Genomic DNA, 17,372 nt, shown 5'->3' with positions numbered 1-17,372 from the left:
ACCGCCTCAACCGCACGGAGAGACCGCCATGCCGCTCGAAGACTTTATCATCACGGTGTTTTGTTGGGTAGACGAACACCTGAATGCCCTGCTCGGGGATCACTGCTTACGCTCGCGAGGCTTCGCCCCCAAGCTGAATGATAGTGAAGTGATCACGATGGAAGTCGTCGGCGAGTTCTTATGCGAATTAAGAGCTAACTAATATCCTTAAATATAAATATGTTACGTTACTCATCGAATTGCTGACGAAAATCCAGAAATCGGGTTTTCAACGAGTTGAGGATGAAGCTCTTAATTCGCATTCTTAGGGCTGGATACGGATGTGGGCATCTGGAAGTACTTCGGTCGTCATTGGCCGTCGTGGTTCCCGGAACTCGGATCGCGGACGACGTTTGCCCAGCAGGCGGCGAATCTGTGGGTGATCAAGCAGCGGCTTCATCAGCAGCTGCTGATCGAGTTGGGGGCGGCGACGGACCCGATTCGCTTGGTGGATGGTTGCCCTCTGCCCCTCTGTGTGTTGACCCGTGCCCCGCACTGTCGGTTATTTCCTGCGGTGGCGGATTTTAGCTATTGTGCGGCAAAGAAGCAGTACTATTACGGGCTTCACGGTCATCTGATGGTCACGATCCATGGCGTCATCACGGCGTGGACGGTGACGCCCGCTACGGGTGATGAACGCGAGGCGTTGTGGGATTTGACCGAAGGTGTTCAGGGTTGGGTGATCGGCGACAAAGGTTACCTGAGCGCCTTTCTTCAGACGGAACTGGCCACGACCGGGATTGACTTGCAAACCCCCTTGCGGGCCAACATGATCGATCCGCGTCCCCCGTGGGCTGTCCAGCAGCTTACGAGAACCCGCCGCCTCGTGGAAACGGTCATCGGTCAGCTCACCGAGCCATTCCATTTTGAGAAAATCCGGGCGCGGGATGTGTGGCACTTGACGAGTCGGATCGCCCGAAAAGTCTTAGCGCACACCTTGGGTATTTTCATGAACCGACAAGTCGGTCGGTCAGACCTCCAGTTTGAGGGCCTGATCGCCTGAAAGTCGAACATCGCGTCTTGTTTGGTATGCACAAAACTCCACAATTCATCGAGTTGACACTCTTGTACATGTAAATCATGCCACAGATAGAGCATCACCCGCCGACACTGGCGCGCCGCCCGGTCCAACCAGGCACACACCGTATCTTTGTCCGTCAGGACAATCCGGGCGGTCGCCCGCAGCGAAGTCCCCTCCGCCAGTGCGCGTACCGCCAATTCGAAAACGGCGGGTTCAGCATCCAAACCACAATAGGCCGTTCCATAACTCAAGACGACATGTCTCCCGCACGCTCGGCAGAGCGCTCTTGGATGACCACGGCTACTCCCATCTTTGATCAACTGTCCTGTTTTAAAGGGCTTTCCATAGTGACGGCAGTTCCGGTTTGGGCAATACAACGACTCCCACTCCATGCTGATCTCCCCGCTGAGTACCATAGCTCAGAGGCGGATGCCCCAGCATGATCAAAGTAGCATCTAGTGGGCTGACACAGAAGTTTTGACAGGTAGCGGTGGGTGCCCTATGGTTGAGATCAACAGGAGGAATCACCATGGCCCACAAGTATCTGGTTGATCTAACTGAAGAGGAGCGGGAAGACCTGCTGAAGGTCATTCATAAAGGCAAGGCAGCGGCGCGCAAGGTTGCCCGTGCCCATGTGTTGCTGCAGGCTGCGGAAGGGGCGACGGATGAGGCCATTGCCCAAAGCCTTCACTTGGGGATTTCGACCGTTCATCGTACCCGTCAACGGTTTGTCGACGAAGGGTTGCTGGCGGCGTTAAGCGAGCGGCCACGAGTCGGTTTGCCCCCGGCCTTGACCGGCAAACAGGCCGCCTTTCTGGTCGCCTTGGCCTGTAGTACCCCGCCCGCTGGCCGTTGTCAGTGGACTCTCCAATTGTTAGCGGACCGCTTCATGGAACTCCGGCCCATCGAAGCCATTTCCCGTGAGAGTGTGCGGCGCATCCTTAAAAAAACGACCTCAAACCCTGGCAACGTCAAGAATGGTGTATTCCCAGTGTCAGTCCCGATTATGTTTGGCATATGGAGGATGTGTTGGACCTGTACGCCGAACCCGATGATCCTCAATACCCCCAAGTGTGCTTCGATGAAAGTCCGGTGCAATTGACCAGCGAAACCCGCTGTCCTCAACCCGCCCGCCCGGGTCAACCGGCGCGCTATGACTGTGAATACAAACGCGAAGGCACCGCCAATTTATTTCTATTCGTACAACCCTTGCGCGGGTGGCGTCATGTTAATGTCACGAAACAGCGCACCAAACGCGATTTTGCCCAGCAAATGCAGCAACTCGTTGATGTGTACTTTCCGAAGGCGGAGCGAATCCGGTTGGTCGTGGATAACCTCAATACCCACACTCCTGCGGCCTTGTATAGTGTCTTTTCTCCAGAGGAAGCCCGCCGGATCACCCGCAAGCTCGAATTTCATTACACCCCCAAGCATGGCAGTTGGCTCAATATGGCGGAATGTGAGTTCGCTGTTCTCGCCGGCCAGTGTTTGAATCGCCGCATTGCGAACCTCGAAACTTTGCGGAAGGAAATCGCCGCTTGGCAAGGCCCACGCAACCTACGTCAGACCAAAATCCACTGGCAGTTCGGCACCGACTTGGCCCGGGTCAAACTCAAGCGCCTCTATCCTCCCTTGAAATCTTCTGAAACCCCGGTGGACCTAGAAACCTCTGAACCTGTCAAAACTTCTGTGTCAGCCCACTAGGTTCACCACAGCAGTTGAGGGACACTACCTGCATTTAAGCCAACGGCAATTTTACTGTCCCGATTGTGATCGGCATTTTAATGAGCGATTTCATTTCGTGTACCCGAAGCGAACGATGACGCGCCGTTACCGGCGGGCGTGACCTCCTATCTGTTCGCCCAGCGCTATCAGGCGTGCCTTCCGACCGCGATCTCGACGGTTTTCCTTTCTACCCTGTTGTCTATTCTCAGTCTGTCGTTCCTGTTGTATCAATTCTCACTACGTTAAATGTAAGCGTTCACCTCCCCCCTTTGAAAAAGGGGGGCCGGGGGGGATTCCGCACGGGTGACGGAGCCAAAATCCCCCCCTCACCCCCCTTTTTATGATCTTTAAAAATTTAATCCGGTACTTCTAGCCCCACGTAGCGCAGTAGTTCCAAGGAACCTTGGGCAAACTGATTGAGGAAGCGGTCGATCTCGGTGCGGAGGGTGTCGAGGTCCTCCGCCCAGCGATGCAGGTGGGTCACGTCCTGGCGCAATTTGCGCCAGAGCTTTTCGATCGGATTGCACCAGGGGGCATAGGTGGGTAGGGGAACGATTTGGATCGGCAGTTTCAGTTCGCCCCATCGTCGGATCGCCGCGGCACTCGGTTCCGTGGGCCAATTCGGTGGGCGATACCACGGCCAGCGGGTCTCTTGAGATTCCAAGGCCACCAGAAGGTCCGGATGGGTATGCACGGGCCAGTTATCCTGAATGACGTAGATACGCTCCGCGTCGGGATAGGCCCGGCACAGGGCCTGATAAAACATCACCAAAAAGGCGACGGTGATTTTGCTGGCACGCTGATGGAAGACCGCACCGGTCAGCGCATTCAAGACCCCGAGCACCCGGGTGACCGTATTGGATTTCGGACTGCGCACCGCCTGGGCTTGCTCGGATGACCCCTTGGGTGCATAGGCATTCGCGACCGTCGGTTGCCGTTCCACCGTCACTTCATCCAGGTAGACCGTCACGACCCGCCCCGGTTGGGCCTGCGCCGCGGCGACCGCCGCCTGGACATCGGCCAATTTGGCATCATCGTCGGGATCAGGACTGCGGATGGCCGCCCGCGCCCGCTTCCACACAATGCGGGCGCGCCGCAGCACCGTATGCACCCCCGCCAGCGTCAAACCGCCCAGCCACGCACACGCCTGCTGGAGGCCCGCCAAGGTCCAGCGGGTCTGCGCCACGCCGCAGACCCGCGGATCCCGTTGACAAAGGTGTTGCAACTCCGTATGGGCCACCGCCGCCGTCGAATGCTGAGGGGGAAAAAGCAGGCTTTCGCCCGCGGCCTGGATGGACCTTCATGCCGGCGCTGCCGGTGGCTTGATAGCGATCTAACCAGTCATAAACCGTATCGGGTCGCCGCGGCCTTAACAAGCCATGTCGCGCTACGAATGCCGCCGGCATCCCATCGGCGATTTTCAACAGCGCGGCCGCCCGCTCGCGCAGATAGGGCTGACGGGCATGATCCCGCATCTGAACCAATTCCTGGCGTTCGGTCTCATTCAACACAAGCTGGCGTCGCGGCATCATCGGCTCCTCGGACAGGGGTAGAATCGCTCCCTTACTATACCGGATTAAATTTTTAAAGATCATTTAAAGGGGGGGACTGAACGGTTACCGTTAAATGATAGGCTCAATATGGATTCCAGGCTGTTGAAGATGGCTCGCCCTGCCAAGGGACAGGAGCTACACTGAAGAGGTTTTGAACCGCCGCGCTCCAGGTTTCCCGTCGATGATCAACCTTCAGAATCTACTGGACGATGTCCGGTGTTACGAAACGGTCCGCCAACTGCGCTGGCCCGATGGGGTTCACTGCCCCCATTGTGGGGCGGCGAACGTGACGAAGCAGGGTCACGACACGACCCAACCGGCGCGACAGAAATATCGGTGTGCCGGGTGCCATCGCTCTTTTGACGATCTAACCGGGACGGTGTTGGCCGGCCACCACCCGCCGTTACGAATTTGGATATTATGTTTATATTTTATGGGTTTGAACTTGTCCAATGCCCAGATTGCCCAAGAGTTGGCGTTGAATCCGGAGACGTGCAGCGGATGACCGAGCAACTGCGCCAAGGTATCGTCGCCCGCCAACCCGAACCCACCTTGGCGGGGGAAGTGGAATGCGACGAGGTCTATGTGGTGGCCGGGCATAAAGGGCATCCGGACGCGGTGAAAAAAAAGGCCGCCGCGGGCGGCGTCGCCGGCTGAAGGGGGCACGGGGTCGAGGCACCCTGGAGCAGGAAAAGCCGCCGATTCTCGGCATGATTGAGCGCGGCGGCGCGGTGGTCGTCCGGATGCTGGATAATGTCCAGCAAGCGACCATCCAACCGCTCCTTCAGACTTTCATCGCCCCGGGAACCCGGATTTATACCGATGAATATGCAATCTATAACCCATTGAAGGATTGGGGCTTTGATCATCATACGGTGTGTCACAGCCGGGGTGAATACGCCCGCGACGACGATGGCGATGGCTTCCATGAGATTCATGTTAATACCGCTGAGGGTTTCTGGTCCCTGTTGCGTTCCTGGTTGCGACCCCATCGAGGAATTTCGCAAGAAAAGCTGCCGCTCTACCTGGGCTTCTTTCAGTTCGTGCATAACGTCCGCATTCGGGGCAAAGGCTTGCTCAGACCTCTCTTGGAACTGCTGGTCGCCTAACAACGCCAACTGACTGGAATCCATATTGAGCCAAATGATATAGTGGATCGGTCAGAACTACTCTTGACCTTGGAAGTGGTGACCACTGAACCCCGCCGCAAGCGGTAGGGCATCCCAAGCGTTTTCGTGAAATTCGGCATCAATAGCCCGCCTGGTCCAGCTCCTGTTGCAAAGCGTGAGTGAGGTCTTCCAAGGAAGGCTCTGCATCCATTAAATTCGGCGGAGTGGGCGCTTCCATCGCGGGTTCTTCATCAACTACACCCAACCGCTCGGCGATAAAGCAACTGAGCGCCTCCAGGTTCGGATAATCGAATAACAGACTGGCGGGCAGCCGTTCACCCACTACTGCCGCCAGTGCATTACGCAACTCCACCGCCATCAATGAATCCAGGCCATAATCATTGAGCGGTCGGCTTGGATCGAGATGAGTTTCAGGCAGCGAGAGAATCGCCGCCGCTTGACGACGCACCGCCGCAAGTAGCAGGGCATGGCGCTCTCCAGCGGGCGCGGCGGCAAGTTCAGCGCGTAAACCCACAACTATGGGTTTCCCGCTCCCGTCGTGGGAGCGCGGCTGGGGCTGAGGGAATTCCCGTCCGGTAATCAGCGGTTGCGGCAACACCAACGCCTGGACGTCATCGGTATCCAGCAAGTTCTCCAACGTCGCTAAAGCCTCGTCGGGAGGTAATGCTGCGTCATTTCGTTCAGTCGCCATGCCCCCCCCCGCCCAAGCGCCCCAATCCACCACCAGCGCCGGTAATCCTTCAGCCTGACGACGCCAGGCCAGAGCATCCAGTCCGGCGTTAGCGGTTGCGTAGGCGGTTTGGCCTGCTGAACCAAGGACGCCCGCAGCGGAGGCGAACAATACGAAGTGTTCCAGTGGTTGATGGCGCGTTGCTGCATCCAGGTGCAATGCACCGTCCAGCTTGGGCGCTAACACCGCCGCCAAGCGCTCCGGGGTCAGTCGCACCGCCACGCCGTCATCGAGAATACCAGCGGCGTGAATAATGCCGGTCAACGGTCGGTCGAGACTGGCAATCAATCGCTCCACCTCATCCCGGCGGCTGACATCGGCCTGAATAACTCGCGGTTGCGCCCCGAGGATAGCAGCTAACTCAGCCAACGCGGCGGTCACTGAGGCGTCGGGAGACCGGCGGGCCGCCAGAACGATGTGCGTTACGCCACGCTCCGCCAGCCAGTGGGCGACCGCCAATCCCAACGCGCCTGTGCCGCCGGTGATCAGCCAGAGGCCATCGGTGCGCAGGATGCGGCGTGTGAGAACAATGCGGCCAATATGCCGGGCCTGCTGCATGTAGCGATAGGCGGCTTCGGCCTGGTTCAGCGGAAAGATTGTCACCGGCAACGGCTGCAGACGCCCATCGGCGAATTCCTGCGATAGATCGCGCCACCATGCGCCTACGGTTTCCGGGTCTCGATCAATCACTTCGTCAAGCGCCACATGCTCATAGCGCACATCCAGGCGATAGGCAGCGGCGCGCGCTTCGTCCCAGATGCCGGCTTTCCCCGCTTCCAGAAAACAGCCACCCGGTCGCAGCAGGTCGAAACCACCGGCAATGAGTTCACCGCTCAATGAATTGAGGACGAGATCGACGCCCGCGCCGCCGGTCTGTTCCCGCACGGCGTCGACGAACGCCAGCGAGCGGGAGTCCGATACATGGGTAACGCCCTGATTTCGTAACCAGGCGCGTTTCTCCTCAGTTCCAGCAGTGGCCAGCACCTCTGCTCCAGCGGCGCGGGCGATCTGAATTGCAGCCAGACCCAATCCACCTGTTCCGGCATGGATCAGCACCCGCTGGCCAGAACGGATTTGTCCCTGATGACGCAAGGCCCAGGCGGCAGTGAGAAATACAGTGGGCAACGCGCCTGCCTGTTCAAAACTCCACAATGCTGGCTTGGGCCACGCCAGTGGCGCACGGGCGATAACATGGCTGGCGTGGCAGCTGGGTGCCACCGCGATCACCGGTTGGCCAATGTCCAGGCCAGTCACTCCGGGACCGAGCGCGGAAACCAGGCCCGCGCATTCACCGCCTAATGGACCGGCATCGCCCGGATAAACTCCCAGAGCGTTCATCACATCGCGGAAGTTCAGACCGCTGGCCAACACAGCGATTTCGACTTCACCGGGACCGGGAACGCGACGCACTGCGGACGCCAGGGATAATTCGGCGAGTTGGCCATCGCGAGGACGTTGCAGCGCGAAACAGGCGCCGGGACCGATGGGACGGTTTTCCCAATCCCGCCGCCAGATTTGGCCCTGTCGCGCCGCCAGCACCGGGCCGGTATGGGTCAGAGCGGCCATAATCTCCGATGCTGATTCCGTGTCTGGCAGCCCGTCGATCACAGTCGGCTTCAGTTCGGGATGTTCCTGGCCCAGCGCCAGCGCGAAACCCCAAAGCGCTGCTTCCGCCACGGGTGGGAGATGCATTTCACCGGGCAACACCGCAACCCCACAAGTGATGATCCACAACCGGCAGGGATGAGGTAACGCCAGCACGGCTTGCGTCAGCGCAAGCAGCGCGTCGCTCGCGGCTTCCGGCCCGGCCAGGAACAGAACCCCATCCGACTCGGACAGAGGAACCAGGAAATAGCCCTGCGCCGTCAGCTTTTCAGTGAACGCAGTGACTCGTTGAGCATCCCCGCACAGATGCCAATGGGCAGGGAACGCTTCGCCGGTCGCCGAGGATGGCCGCCAAACCGGTTGATAGACCTGAGCGCGACGACGGGGCGCACGGACAGGACGCAGCAACAAACCGTCGGCATGGGCAATGAGCAGGCCGCTCAGGTCAAAGAGTTGCACGTCGCCGGCCAGGATTCCATCGGCGCGGCGCGCCAATCGTGACCAGGCCCAGAGTTCCCGCGGCGCTGGCGCGCCCGTCCAGATAAACCGCTCCAGTTCCGCCGGCAGGTAATGCGCATCCCCTGAAGTGGATTCGGTCGCCGCTCCCAGACTTTGGAATGCGCTATCCAACAGGGAGGGATGCAGACGCATTCCGGTTTCATCGAGATCATCCGGCAGCACCAACCGGGCTAACGCTTCGCCAGCGCCCTGATAGAGCTCGACAATTGAACGGAAGGCCGGGCCATAGCTCAATCCCTGCGCGGTGAAAGCGTCGTAGAATGCTTCAAGGTCAACCGTCTGCCGACAGCGCTGGCGTAATGCGTCCAGGGAGGGAAGGGTTGTTGCCGGAACCGTGGTTGAACCGATCTGACCATCGGCCACCCGCGACCAGTCATCGGTTGCGACCGGCGAGGCGTGAATGGCAAAACCGGTTTGATCCCGTTCGGTTTGCATCAGTCTCGGTTCATCCAGGCGCAACAACTCCCGGAAATGGATGTGTTTCAGCACTAGCGGCGCATCGGCGGGCGCGGTGGCCGCTACCATCTCCAGCAGCGCCGCCGCAGGCAGAACTGGTTCTCCCCCTACTGCATGATCCGCCAGCCAGGGTTGATCATCGAGCGTCAGGCGATTGGCAAAACGGCGCGTTGAGCCAGGGCCACGCTGGCGATGGCCGAGCAATGGATGAACGCCCTGTAATCGTTCAGTTTCCCCCTTTGGCAAAGAGGGGTTAGGGGGGATTTTGGTCGGTTGATCCGTCACCCAATAACGTTGCCGCTCGAAGGGATAGACCGGCGCAAGCACGATCCGATAGCCGCGCCCGCCGGTGATCGATGGTCCGTCAAGCGCGATGCCTGCCATGAACCGTTGCGCCAGAGATTGCAGCCTGGTTCGTCTTTCCGCCGAATTCCGGGGCGTTGGAGGCAATGGCTGAAGGTCTGAATCAGGCGGTTGCAACGGGGCGAGGGTCGGGATAGCGGTGCGCAGCGCCGTCGCCGCTTCATGCGGATCATCGGCGACCACGGCCATCCGATAAGCCAACTGCGCCCGTCCGGCCAGCAGGGTATGCGCCAGATCGCCAAGCGTTGGCGCGTCAGGCGCGATCAGGCAATCCGCGCAGGCATTGGCCAAAGTTCGGGCGGCGCTGGCCGTCGCGCCGGAGATTGCCAGCAGGTGAGGCGTGAGCGGCTGATCACGGTCCACGGTCCACGGTCCACGGTCTGGCGCTTCCTCCAGCACTAGATGAGCGTTGGTGCCGCTAAAGCCGAACGAACTCACGCCAGCGGCGCGCGGGCCATCGGTCACTGGCCAAGGTTGACAAGCAGTCGGCAGGATCATCGGGAAGCTGTCCAGGGCGATATGCGGATTCAGCGTATGGAAATGCTGGTTCGGCGGGATCACGCCCGCGCGCAGCGCCAATACGGTTTTGATCAGGCCCGCAATACCGGCAGCCGCTTCCAAGTGACCGATATTGGACTTGACCGCGCCAATGACCAGCGGCGTATCCGGTGGGCGGCTAGGGGCAAAGATCGCCTTCAACGCGTGAATTTCAATCGGATCGCCAAGCGCCGTGCCGGTGCCGTGGGTCTCGACATAGCCGATGCGCGCAGGTTCCAGGCCAGCGCGGGTTAACGCTCCACGAATCACCGCTTCCTGGGCGCGACCATTGGGGGCAGTCAGACTGGACGAGCGGCCGTCCTGGTTAACGCTGCTGCCGCGAATGACCGCCAGAATCGGATCGCCATCGGCCTGGGCGTCGGACAACCGCTTCAACACCACCAATCCGCAACCTTCGCCGCGCACGAAACCGTTGGCCTGGGCGTCAAACGCCTTGCAACGGCCATCCGGGGCCATCATCTGTAATTCCGACAGGGCTAGCGTGGAGGCCGGGGCCAGGATTAGATTCACGCCGCCAGCCAGCGCTAAGCGGCAATCGTCCGCCAGCAGCGCGCGGCAGGCCAGATGCACCGTGACCAGCGATGACGAGCAGGCGGTGTCGACCACCATCGCCGGGCCTTCCAGTCCCAGCACGTAGGCCAACCGTCCGGCGACGATGCTGGGCGCACCGCCGGTGCCGGACCAGGCGTCGATGCGTCCATTGGCCGCAGCGATCTGTGAATAATCATAATTGCACAGGCCGACGAACACGCCGGTGGGACTGCCTGCCAACCGGTCGGGCGCCTGACCGGCGCGTTCCAGGGCGTGCCAAGCGGTTTCCAGCAACAGACGCTGTTGAGGGTCCATCGACGCCGCCTCACGCGGAGCAATGCGGAAAAAGGCGGCGTCGAACTGATCGACATTCGATAAAAACGCCCCCCAACGGGTCGTCGCGCCGTGCGTAGCCTCGGCGTCCCAACGGTCGGTAGAGAATTCGCTAACGGCGTCGAAACCGGCGCACAACAATTCCCAGAACCGCTCCGGGTTGTCCGCGCCGCCGGGAAAACGGCAGGCCATGCCGATGATGGCAATCGGTTCCACGCCGCGTTCCAGCGTCGTTACCGGGTTGCGCTCGATCGCTGCATCCGGGGCATCGCCAAGGAATTTCGCCAGAGCCGCCGAGGTCGGATGATCGAACAACAAGGTGGACGGCAGTTTTCGATCCAGGCGTTTCTGCAACCGGTTACGCAGCTCCACCGCCATCAACGAATCGAGACCCAGGTCGAATAGGTTACGGTTTGGGTCGAGAGATTCCGGTCCCTCGGCAGCCAATACGGCCGCCGCTTCGATCAGCACGGTGTCAATGACGTGCTTCGGCGGTTCCTTCTGGGTGGCGATGGGCGAATGAACCGACGGTCTCCGGTCAATGCGCGGTTGCCCTATTACATCCTGTAACACCGGCGGAATCCGTTCGCCAAGGGCTTGGGCGAAAGATGTCCAGCGCACGGGTAACACGCCGATGCAAGCCGGGCCGTTCGCCAGCGCCCATTCCAGCGCCCGGACGCCCTGTTCCGGCGGAATCAAATCTATTCCGGCGCTTCGCAGACGTTCCGCCAGCGCCGGGTCTGTGGCCGAACCAATGTCACTCCATGCGCCCCACGCCAGGCTGACAGCAGGTTGTCCACAAGCGCGGCGATGAGCGGCCAGCGCATCCAGGAAGGCGTTAGCCGCAACGTGATTGGCTTGACCGCGTGCGCCAATGAGTCCAACGGCTGATGAATACAGTAGAAAGAAATCCAGGTTTTCGGTCAATCGGTGCAGCAGCCAGGCTCCGGCCAATTTGGCGGCCAGCACTCGCTCGAAACGCGGCCAATCGAGTTGCGCCAACCCGCCATCGTCAAGCGCGCCAGCGGCATGAATTACCCCGGCCAGCCGTCCCGGAGCGAGAGCCAGCGCCGCGCGGATATCGGTTTCACGCGCCACGTTGCCCTGGGCGATCATCACGCGAACACCGCTGGTTTCCAAGGCGGCGATAACGGCCTGCGCCTCAGTCGAGGGTGCGGAACGCCCCATCAGAATGATTTGCCGTGCGCCACGTTCCGCCAGCCATTGAGCGCTGCGCAAACCCAGACCGCCCAGGCCGCCGGTAATCAAGTAACTGGCCTTGGTATCCAGCGTGGAGAGGGCGACGGCTTCAGGTTCCCGGCGAATCAACCGGGCGACCTGGCGTTGACCATCGGCGGTCAGGGCGATCTGATCTTCGCCAGCGCCAGATTGCAGCTCGTGGATGATGCTGGCGGCAGCGTTTTCCGGACGCAGCGTCGGGTCCAGGTCCATGCGTAGCGTCGCCAGCTCCGGTAGTTCCTGAGCAATGGCGCGGGCCAGTCCCCAGACGGTTGCCTGTTCCGGCGCGGCTCCCAATGTGCCGCGCGTTACAACCACCAACTGCACGCCACGGTCAACCAGCTCCACTGCCAGCCGACGCAATGGTTCCAGCATTTGACGCTGGCTGAACCAGAGTTGATCCAGACTATCTGCTTCGGCAATCGCTAATGCGCCGGTGTAAATGCATATTTCCCCAGGTATCCATTCAATCCCTTCCTTTTGCAAAGAGGGGTTAGGGGGAATTGCGACCCCGTCGTCGATGCGAAATCCCCCCCGGCCCCCCTTTTGCAAAGGGGAGAGTTCTTCAGCATCAGTTAGCAGCGGATCGTCAGCCGCGATGCGAGTCACGGTCTGTCCTGCGTCGCTCAGTTGTTTGAACAGCGCCTGAGTCACCGGGTCATTGTCGCCCAGCAGCCGCCAGGAGCCGATGCGCACAGGCTGCTGACGCGCCACGAGTATCACCTGACGCGCCAGCAATCCTGCTGAATCGGTCGGCAGTAAAGCGGCTGCAAAACCCGCGTCTTCAAGAACCGCCAGCCAACCTTGACGATCAAGCAACGGATATTCTGGACGTAAATCCCGGTCGGTGAACCGCCACCAGCCTTCGGTCAGACCAAAAACCAGGTCGATCCAGCCTTGAGGGCCAGCGCCTTCCAACAGCGCCAGATAGCCGCCAGGAACCAGCAACCGATGCAATCGAGCAAAAGTCTGGCGCAGGTCGGCGGTGGCGTGAATAACGTTGGCGGCGAGGATCAGATGGTAGCATCCGGCCTGGAAACCCTGCTTCTCGGGGTCAGCGTCCAGGTCCAGCCGTCGAGGTTCGAGCCACGGATAATCGGCGTAGCGTTCGCGCGCCTGAGCTAACAGGCTAGGCGCGATGTCGGTAAAGGCGTATTCAGCCATGCGTTCCGTCGGCAACCGGGGCAACAGACCGTCAGTGGTCCCGCCAGTGCCCGCACCTGCTTCCAGGAGGCGCAACGGCCCATCAACCGGCAGCGCGGCGAGAACGGCATCTTCGATGCATCGGTTCAATAACCGCGAAACCGGGGAATCACGGTAAACATTGCCTGCTTCCCGTTCGGGGAACAATAGCGGCAACGGGTCTTGCTGGCCGCGCAACACTTCAGTTAGCGCTTGGCCGCAACGCCGCAGCAGGGCGATTTCCGTAGCGCTGCGCGGATACTCGGCAGCCAGTGCGTCCAAAATCCCCCCCGGCCCCCCTTTTTCAAAGGGGGGGGTAGTGTCTGTAGTTCCCCCCTTTAACAAAGGAGTATCCACAGTTCCCCTCTTTGATAAAGGAATATCCACAGTTCCCCTCTTTGATAAAGGAGTATCCACAGTTCCCCCCTTTAACAAAGGGGGGTCAGGGGGGATTTTGGATAGGTGAATACTGGCCAGCCGGTCATAGAGGGCAAGATGACGCGGCGCAACCGCTTCGTGCGGCAGGGAAGTCAGCGCCTGGGCCGCATAGGACGCCGCCACTGCATCGAGTCGTTCACCCAGGCCGGTTAAGGCCATCAATTCCGGGGCAGCGAGCGCCGCCGGGAGGTTCGCCGCCAATTGTTCAATGATTTCAGCGGGTGCTAACGGCAGCGGCCTAGCGCGCCAGACCGGCTCCAATAACCAATGACGCCACGGTTCATCACCAGCCTGACGCGCCAGCCGCAGGCCACGCGCCCAGGCCCGTAAGCGGCCTTCGGCATCGACCAGCCGCAAATCGGCGCTCAGATCATCACCCGCACCCTGCAAGCGAACCTGCGCCCACCACTCGCTGGCTTCAGTGCTGGCAACCTCCAAATGGAAGCTTTCCAACTCGACGGGAATGCGCATCACGCCATCGCCCTGCTCGAAAGTCGCTACCGCCAGGGTTTGTAAGGCGGCGTCCAACAGCGCTGGATAGAGTTGATATTCGGCGGCTTCTATGGGAATCAGACGAGTTACTGCGATGTTGGGTCCGCGCCAGGCGGCAGCGATGCGGCGAAAAACCGGGCCGTATTCCAAACCGCCAGCCGTCAGCCAGGCATAGAGCGCGGTGGGATCAACCGATTCCGGGCATTGCTCCGATTGAACCGGCTCGGGTGGAACGTCCGTTGGTAAGCGTTCACCTCCCCCCTTTGAAAAAGGGGGGCCGGGGGGGATTCCGCACGGGCGACGGGGCCAAAATCCCCCCTCACCCCCCTTTGCCAAAGGAGGGGACTGGATTTCGGCCCATTGCGCTGAAAAATGGCGGGTCCAGGAAGTCTCCTGGTCAAGCGGTCGGCTATGGATGCGAATTTCAGCATCGTTCAACACGATCTGGATTTCATGAGGGACATCGAGAATCAATGGCGCTTCAAAGCGGATCGCCGCCAGCGCCGGGGCATGGCCACAACGCATGGCGGCATGAGCGCCAGCTTCCAGCCAGGCGGCGGCGGGAACCATCGGTTGACCGCCAACCCGATGTTCCATGAGATAAGCGGCGCCGGGTGCAGGCAGACGGCTGTGGAAAACCACCGAACCATCGGCTAAATCCAGCCGTTCGCCCAGTAAGGGATGGATTGCGGCGGCATCGTCCCCCGTCGTCTTCTTAGTGGCCCGCCAGTAACGGCGACGCTGAAAAGGGTAACTCGGCAAGGTGATCAGGCGTCGATCACGCCCAGCGTGAACCGCGCGCCAGTTAATGTTGACGCCGAGTTCAAACAACCGGCCCAGCGCCGCCATCAGGGCGCGGTCGTCATCGCGGCGGGCCGAAGCAAGCCATTCACCGCCTTTTATACAACTCCGGCCCAGGCTTAGTAATACGGCTTGTGGACCAACTTCCAGAAACGCTTCACAGTCAAGCGCCGCCAGTTGCCGGACGCCAGCGGCGAAGGCGACCGGTTGCCGACTGTGACGACGCCAGTAGTCGGCGTCGAAATGCTCGATTTTCCCACCGGTAAGATTTCCGATGACCGGCAGGCGCGGCCTCCGCCAATTCACCCGAGTCGCTGCATGTTCCAGAGCATCGAGCATCGGGTCCAGCAGCGAAGAATGGAAAGCATGGCTCACCGCTAGTCGGCGGCTGACAATATCTTGCGCGTCCAGCGTGGCGCGCGCCGCTTCCACGGCGGTTTCCGGGCCGGAAAGAGTGGCTGCGTTCGGGCCGTTGTCCGCCGCCAGCGCTAATCGTGGATCAGCATTCAACAATGAAGTCAGACGCGACGCATCGGCCATGACTGCAGCCATTGCGCCGCCTGCGGGTAGCGCCTGCATCAACTGGCCGCGCTGGGCGACCAGCCGTAATACCTCATCCAGCGTTGCCGCTTCCGCGACGACCGCCGCCGCATATTCGCCAAGACTGTGACCCAGCAAGGCGTCCGGCTCCACGCCCCAGCTCCGCCACAATGCGGTCATGGCGATCTCGTAGGCCAATAGCGCCGGTTGCGCAAATTCGGTGCGATCCAGGTCGGAACCGCCAGAGAATAAGAGATCGGTCAGTGACCGGCCCAGTAGCGGGTCCAACACTGTCGCGCAATGATCAAGCGTTTCACGAAACACCGGCTCGGTTTCGTACAGTCCGCAGCCCATACCGGAAAATTGGCTGCCTTGGCCGGTAAACAGGAATGCGATGCGCGGTCGCCCCGTAACGATATGCCCCGTTGCCGGACGAGTCAGCTGCTCCCGCGCCTCACGCCCATCCGCAGCGACCACAGCCAAACGGCATTCCATGTGACTGCGCCCCACACCAGCGGTGAAACAGGCATTGGGGTAATCATCCAATGCTGCCGCATGACTCATGCGCTCGCGGAGCGCGTCCAACGCTTTCGCATCACGGGCGGACAGTGGCAAGACCTCAAAAGCGCGAGGCGAAAGATGAAAAGCGAAAGGCGAAAGGCGAACCGGCGCCGGTGGTCCCTCCAGCACCAGGTGAGCATTAGTTCCAGAGAACCCAAAAGAGCTAACGCCCGCAATCCGTCGGCAATCCGCAGGCAGATCGACAGGCGTTGCCGGTATTTGGATAGGGCAGTCGCCAGGCCGAATGTGGGGGTTCAACTGGCGAAAATACAGGCTGGGCGGGATGCGGCCATGACGCAACGCTTCCACTGTCTTGATCAGACCGGCAATGCCTGCGGCGGCTTCCAGGTGACCGAGGTTGGTCTTGACCGAACCGACGTGCAACGGCTGGGTGCGATGAGCCGCCATTACCTGCGCCAGCGCATTCATTTCGATAGGGTCGCCGAGCGCGGTGCCGGTGCCGTGCGCTTCGACATAAGCGACTTCCGCCGGCTTCAGACCGGCATTGGTCAAAGCATCGCGCACCACCGCTTCCTGGGCCAAGCCATTGGGCGCGGTCAAACCGGCAGAACGGCCATCCTGATTCACCGCCGACCCGCGAATCACCGCCAGCACCCGGTCGCCATCGGTTAAAGCATCCGCCAGGCGTTTCAGAACGATAATACCGCAACCTTCGCCCCGCACGAAGCCATCGGCGGCGGCGTCAAACGCCTTGCAACGTCCATCGGGGGCCATCATCCGCAGGCGCGACAGAGACACGGTTCCGTCAGGCAGCAGGACGAGGTTCACGCCGCCAGCCAGCGCCAACCGGCATTCTTCGAGGCGCAAGCTTTGCACTGCCAAGTGGGTAGCGACCAGCGAGGAGGAACAGGCGGTATCGACCACCAGGCTGGGACCCTGCAAGCCCAAGGTGTAAGACAGGCGACCGGCGGCGACGCCGCAAGCACCGCCGGTGGCGGAGTAGGTATCCAGCGCGCTGCTATCGCTGACGGCTTCGCCGAGTCGGGCATAGTCGCTGGTGCAAATGCCAAGAAACACGCCAGTGCGGCTGCCGCTCAAGGCGAGCGGAGGAATGCCAGCGTGTTCCAGCGCTTCCCAGGCCACTTCCAGCGTCAGCCGTTGTTGTGGGTCCATGGAGACCGCTTCGCGTGGGGAAATGCCGAAGAATTCGGCGTCGAAGCGGTCGATATCGCGCAGGAAACCGCCCCAGCGGGTATTCATTTTGCCCGGCGCGTCCGGGTCCGGGTCGTACCAGGCGTCAACGTCCCAGCGTTCCGGCGGCGCTTCGGTAATGGCGTCGGTTCCGGATTCCAGCAATTGCCAGAAGGCGTCTGCGGAATCCGCGCCGCCGGGAAACCGGCAACCGATCCCAATGACGGCAATCGGTTCCCGAGCCTTGCGTTCCGCCGCATCGAGCTTGGCTTGCATCTGCTTGAGCAGCAGAACGGTTCGTTGCTTGTCGGTTAATGTTTGTTCGTTCATTAGTTCGCAGACGCGCTATGTTTTTAATAACTATAACAGCCGAATGGATCGCCATCCTGCGCCGTTGATGAATG

3 protein-coding genes and 3 pseudogenes are annotated in these 17,372 nt (G+C 60.7%); 4 read left to right on the top strand and 2 right to left on the bottom strand.

The window, feature by feature from the left end; all coding sequences use genetic code 11:
• The first annotated feature begins 28 nt into the window (after positions 1 to 28).
• The 3 genes and pseudogenes from H6973_20075 to H6973_20065 all read left to right on the top strand — a co-directional run bounded on the left by H6973_20075 (position 29) and on the right by H6973_20065 (position 2,764).
• Positions 29 to 202, top strand: coding sequence for a hypothetical protein (locus tag H6973_20075; GenBank protein MCP5127817.1), 174 nt, complete (start codon positions 29 to 31; stop codon positions 200 to 202).
• Between the two features lie 120 nt (positions 203 to 322).
• Positions 323 to 1,042 (top strand): IS982 family transposase, encoded by a 720-nt coding sequence (locus tag H6973_20070; GenBank protein MCP5127816.1) that lies wholly within the window; start codon positions 323 to 325, stop codon positions 1,040 to 1,042.
• 547 nt (positions 1,043 to 1,589) lie between these two features.
• Positions 1,590 to 2,764 (top strand): annotated as a pseudogene (locus tag H6973_20065) (IS630 family transposase).
• Positions 2,765 to 3,140: 376 nt separating this feature from the next.
• Here H6973_20065 and H6973_20060 read toward each other — a convergent pair.
• Positions 3,141 to 4,317, bottom strand: a pseudogene (locus H6973_20060) (IS630 family transposase).
• A 202-nt stretch (positions 4,318 to 4,519) separates the two neighbouring features.
• On the opposite strand from H6973_20060, the pseudogene H6973_20055 reads away from it, so the two are divergent.
• Positions 4,520 to 5,447 (top strand): annotated as a pseudogene (locus H6973_20055) (IS1595 family transposase).
• Between the two features lie 139 nt (positions 5,448 to 5,586).
• On the opposite strand, the gene H6973_20050 reads toward H6973_20055, so the two are convergent.
• Complete coding sequence (locus H6973_20050; protein MCP5127815.1) at positions 5,587 to 17,298, bottom strand: SDR family NAD(P)-dependent oxidoreductase; 11,712 nt, start codon at positions 17,296 to 17,298, stop codon at positions 5,587 to 5,589.
• Positions 17,299 to 17,372: the final 74 nt, after the last annotated feature.

This window comes from Gammaproteobacteria bacterium (genome assembly GCA_024235095.1).
Taxonomy (GTDB): Bacteria; Pseudomonadota; Gammaproteobacteria; order Competibacterales; family Competibacteraceae; genus UBA2383.
Note: the sequence above shows the minus strand (reverse complement) of the source record. Positions and strands in the feature narration are given on the sequence as shown.

Bases quoted from the DNA above. Each gene is read 5' to 3' on its own strand.
- H6973_20075 (MCP5127817.1), top strand. From the start codon at position 29: ATGCCGCTCGAAGACTTTATCATCACGGTGTTTTGTTGGGTAGACGAA.
- H6973_20050 (MCP5127815.1), bottom strand. From the start codon at position 17,298: ATGAACGAACAAACATTAACCGACAAGCAACGAACCGTTCTGCTGCTC.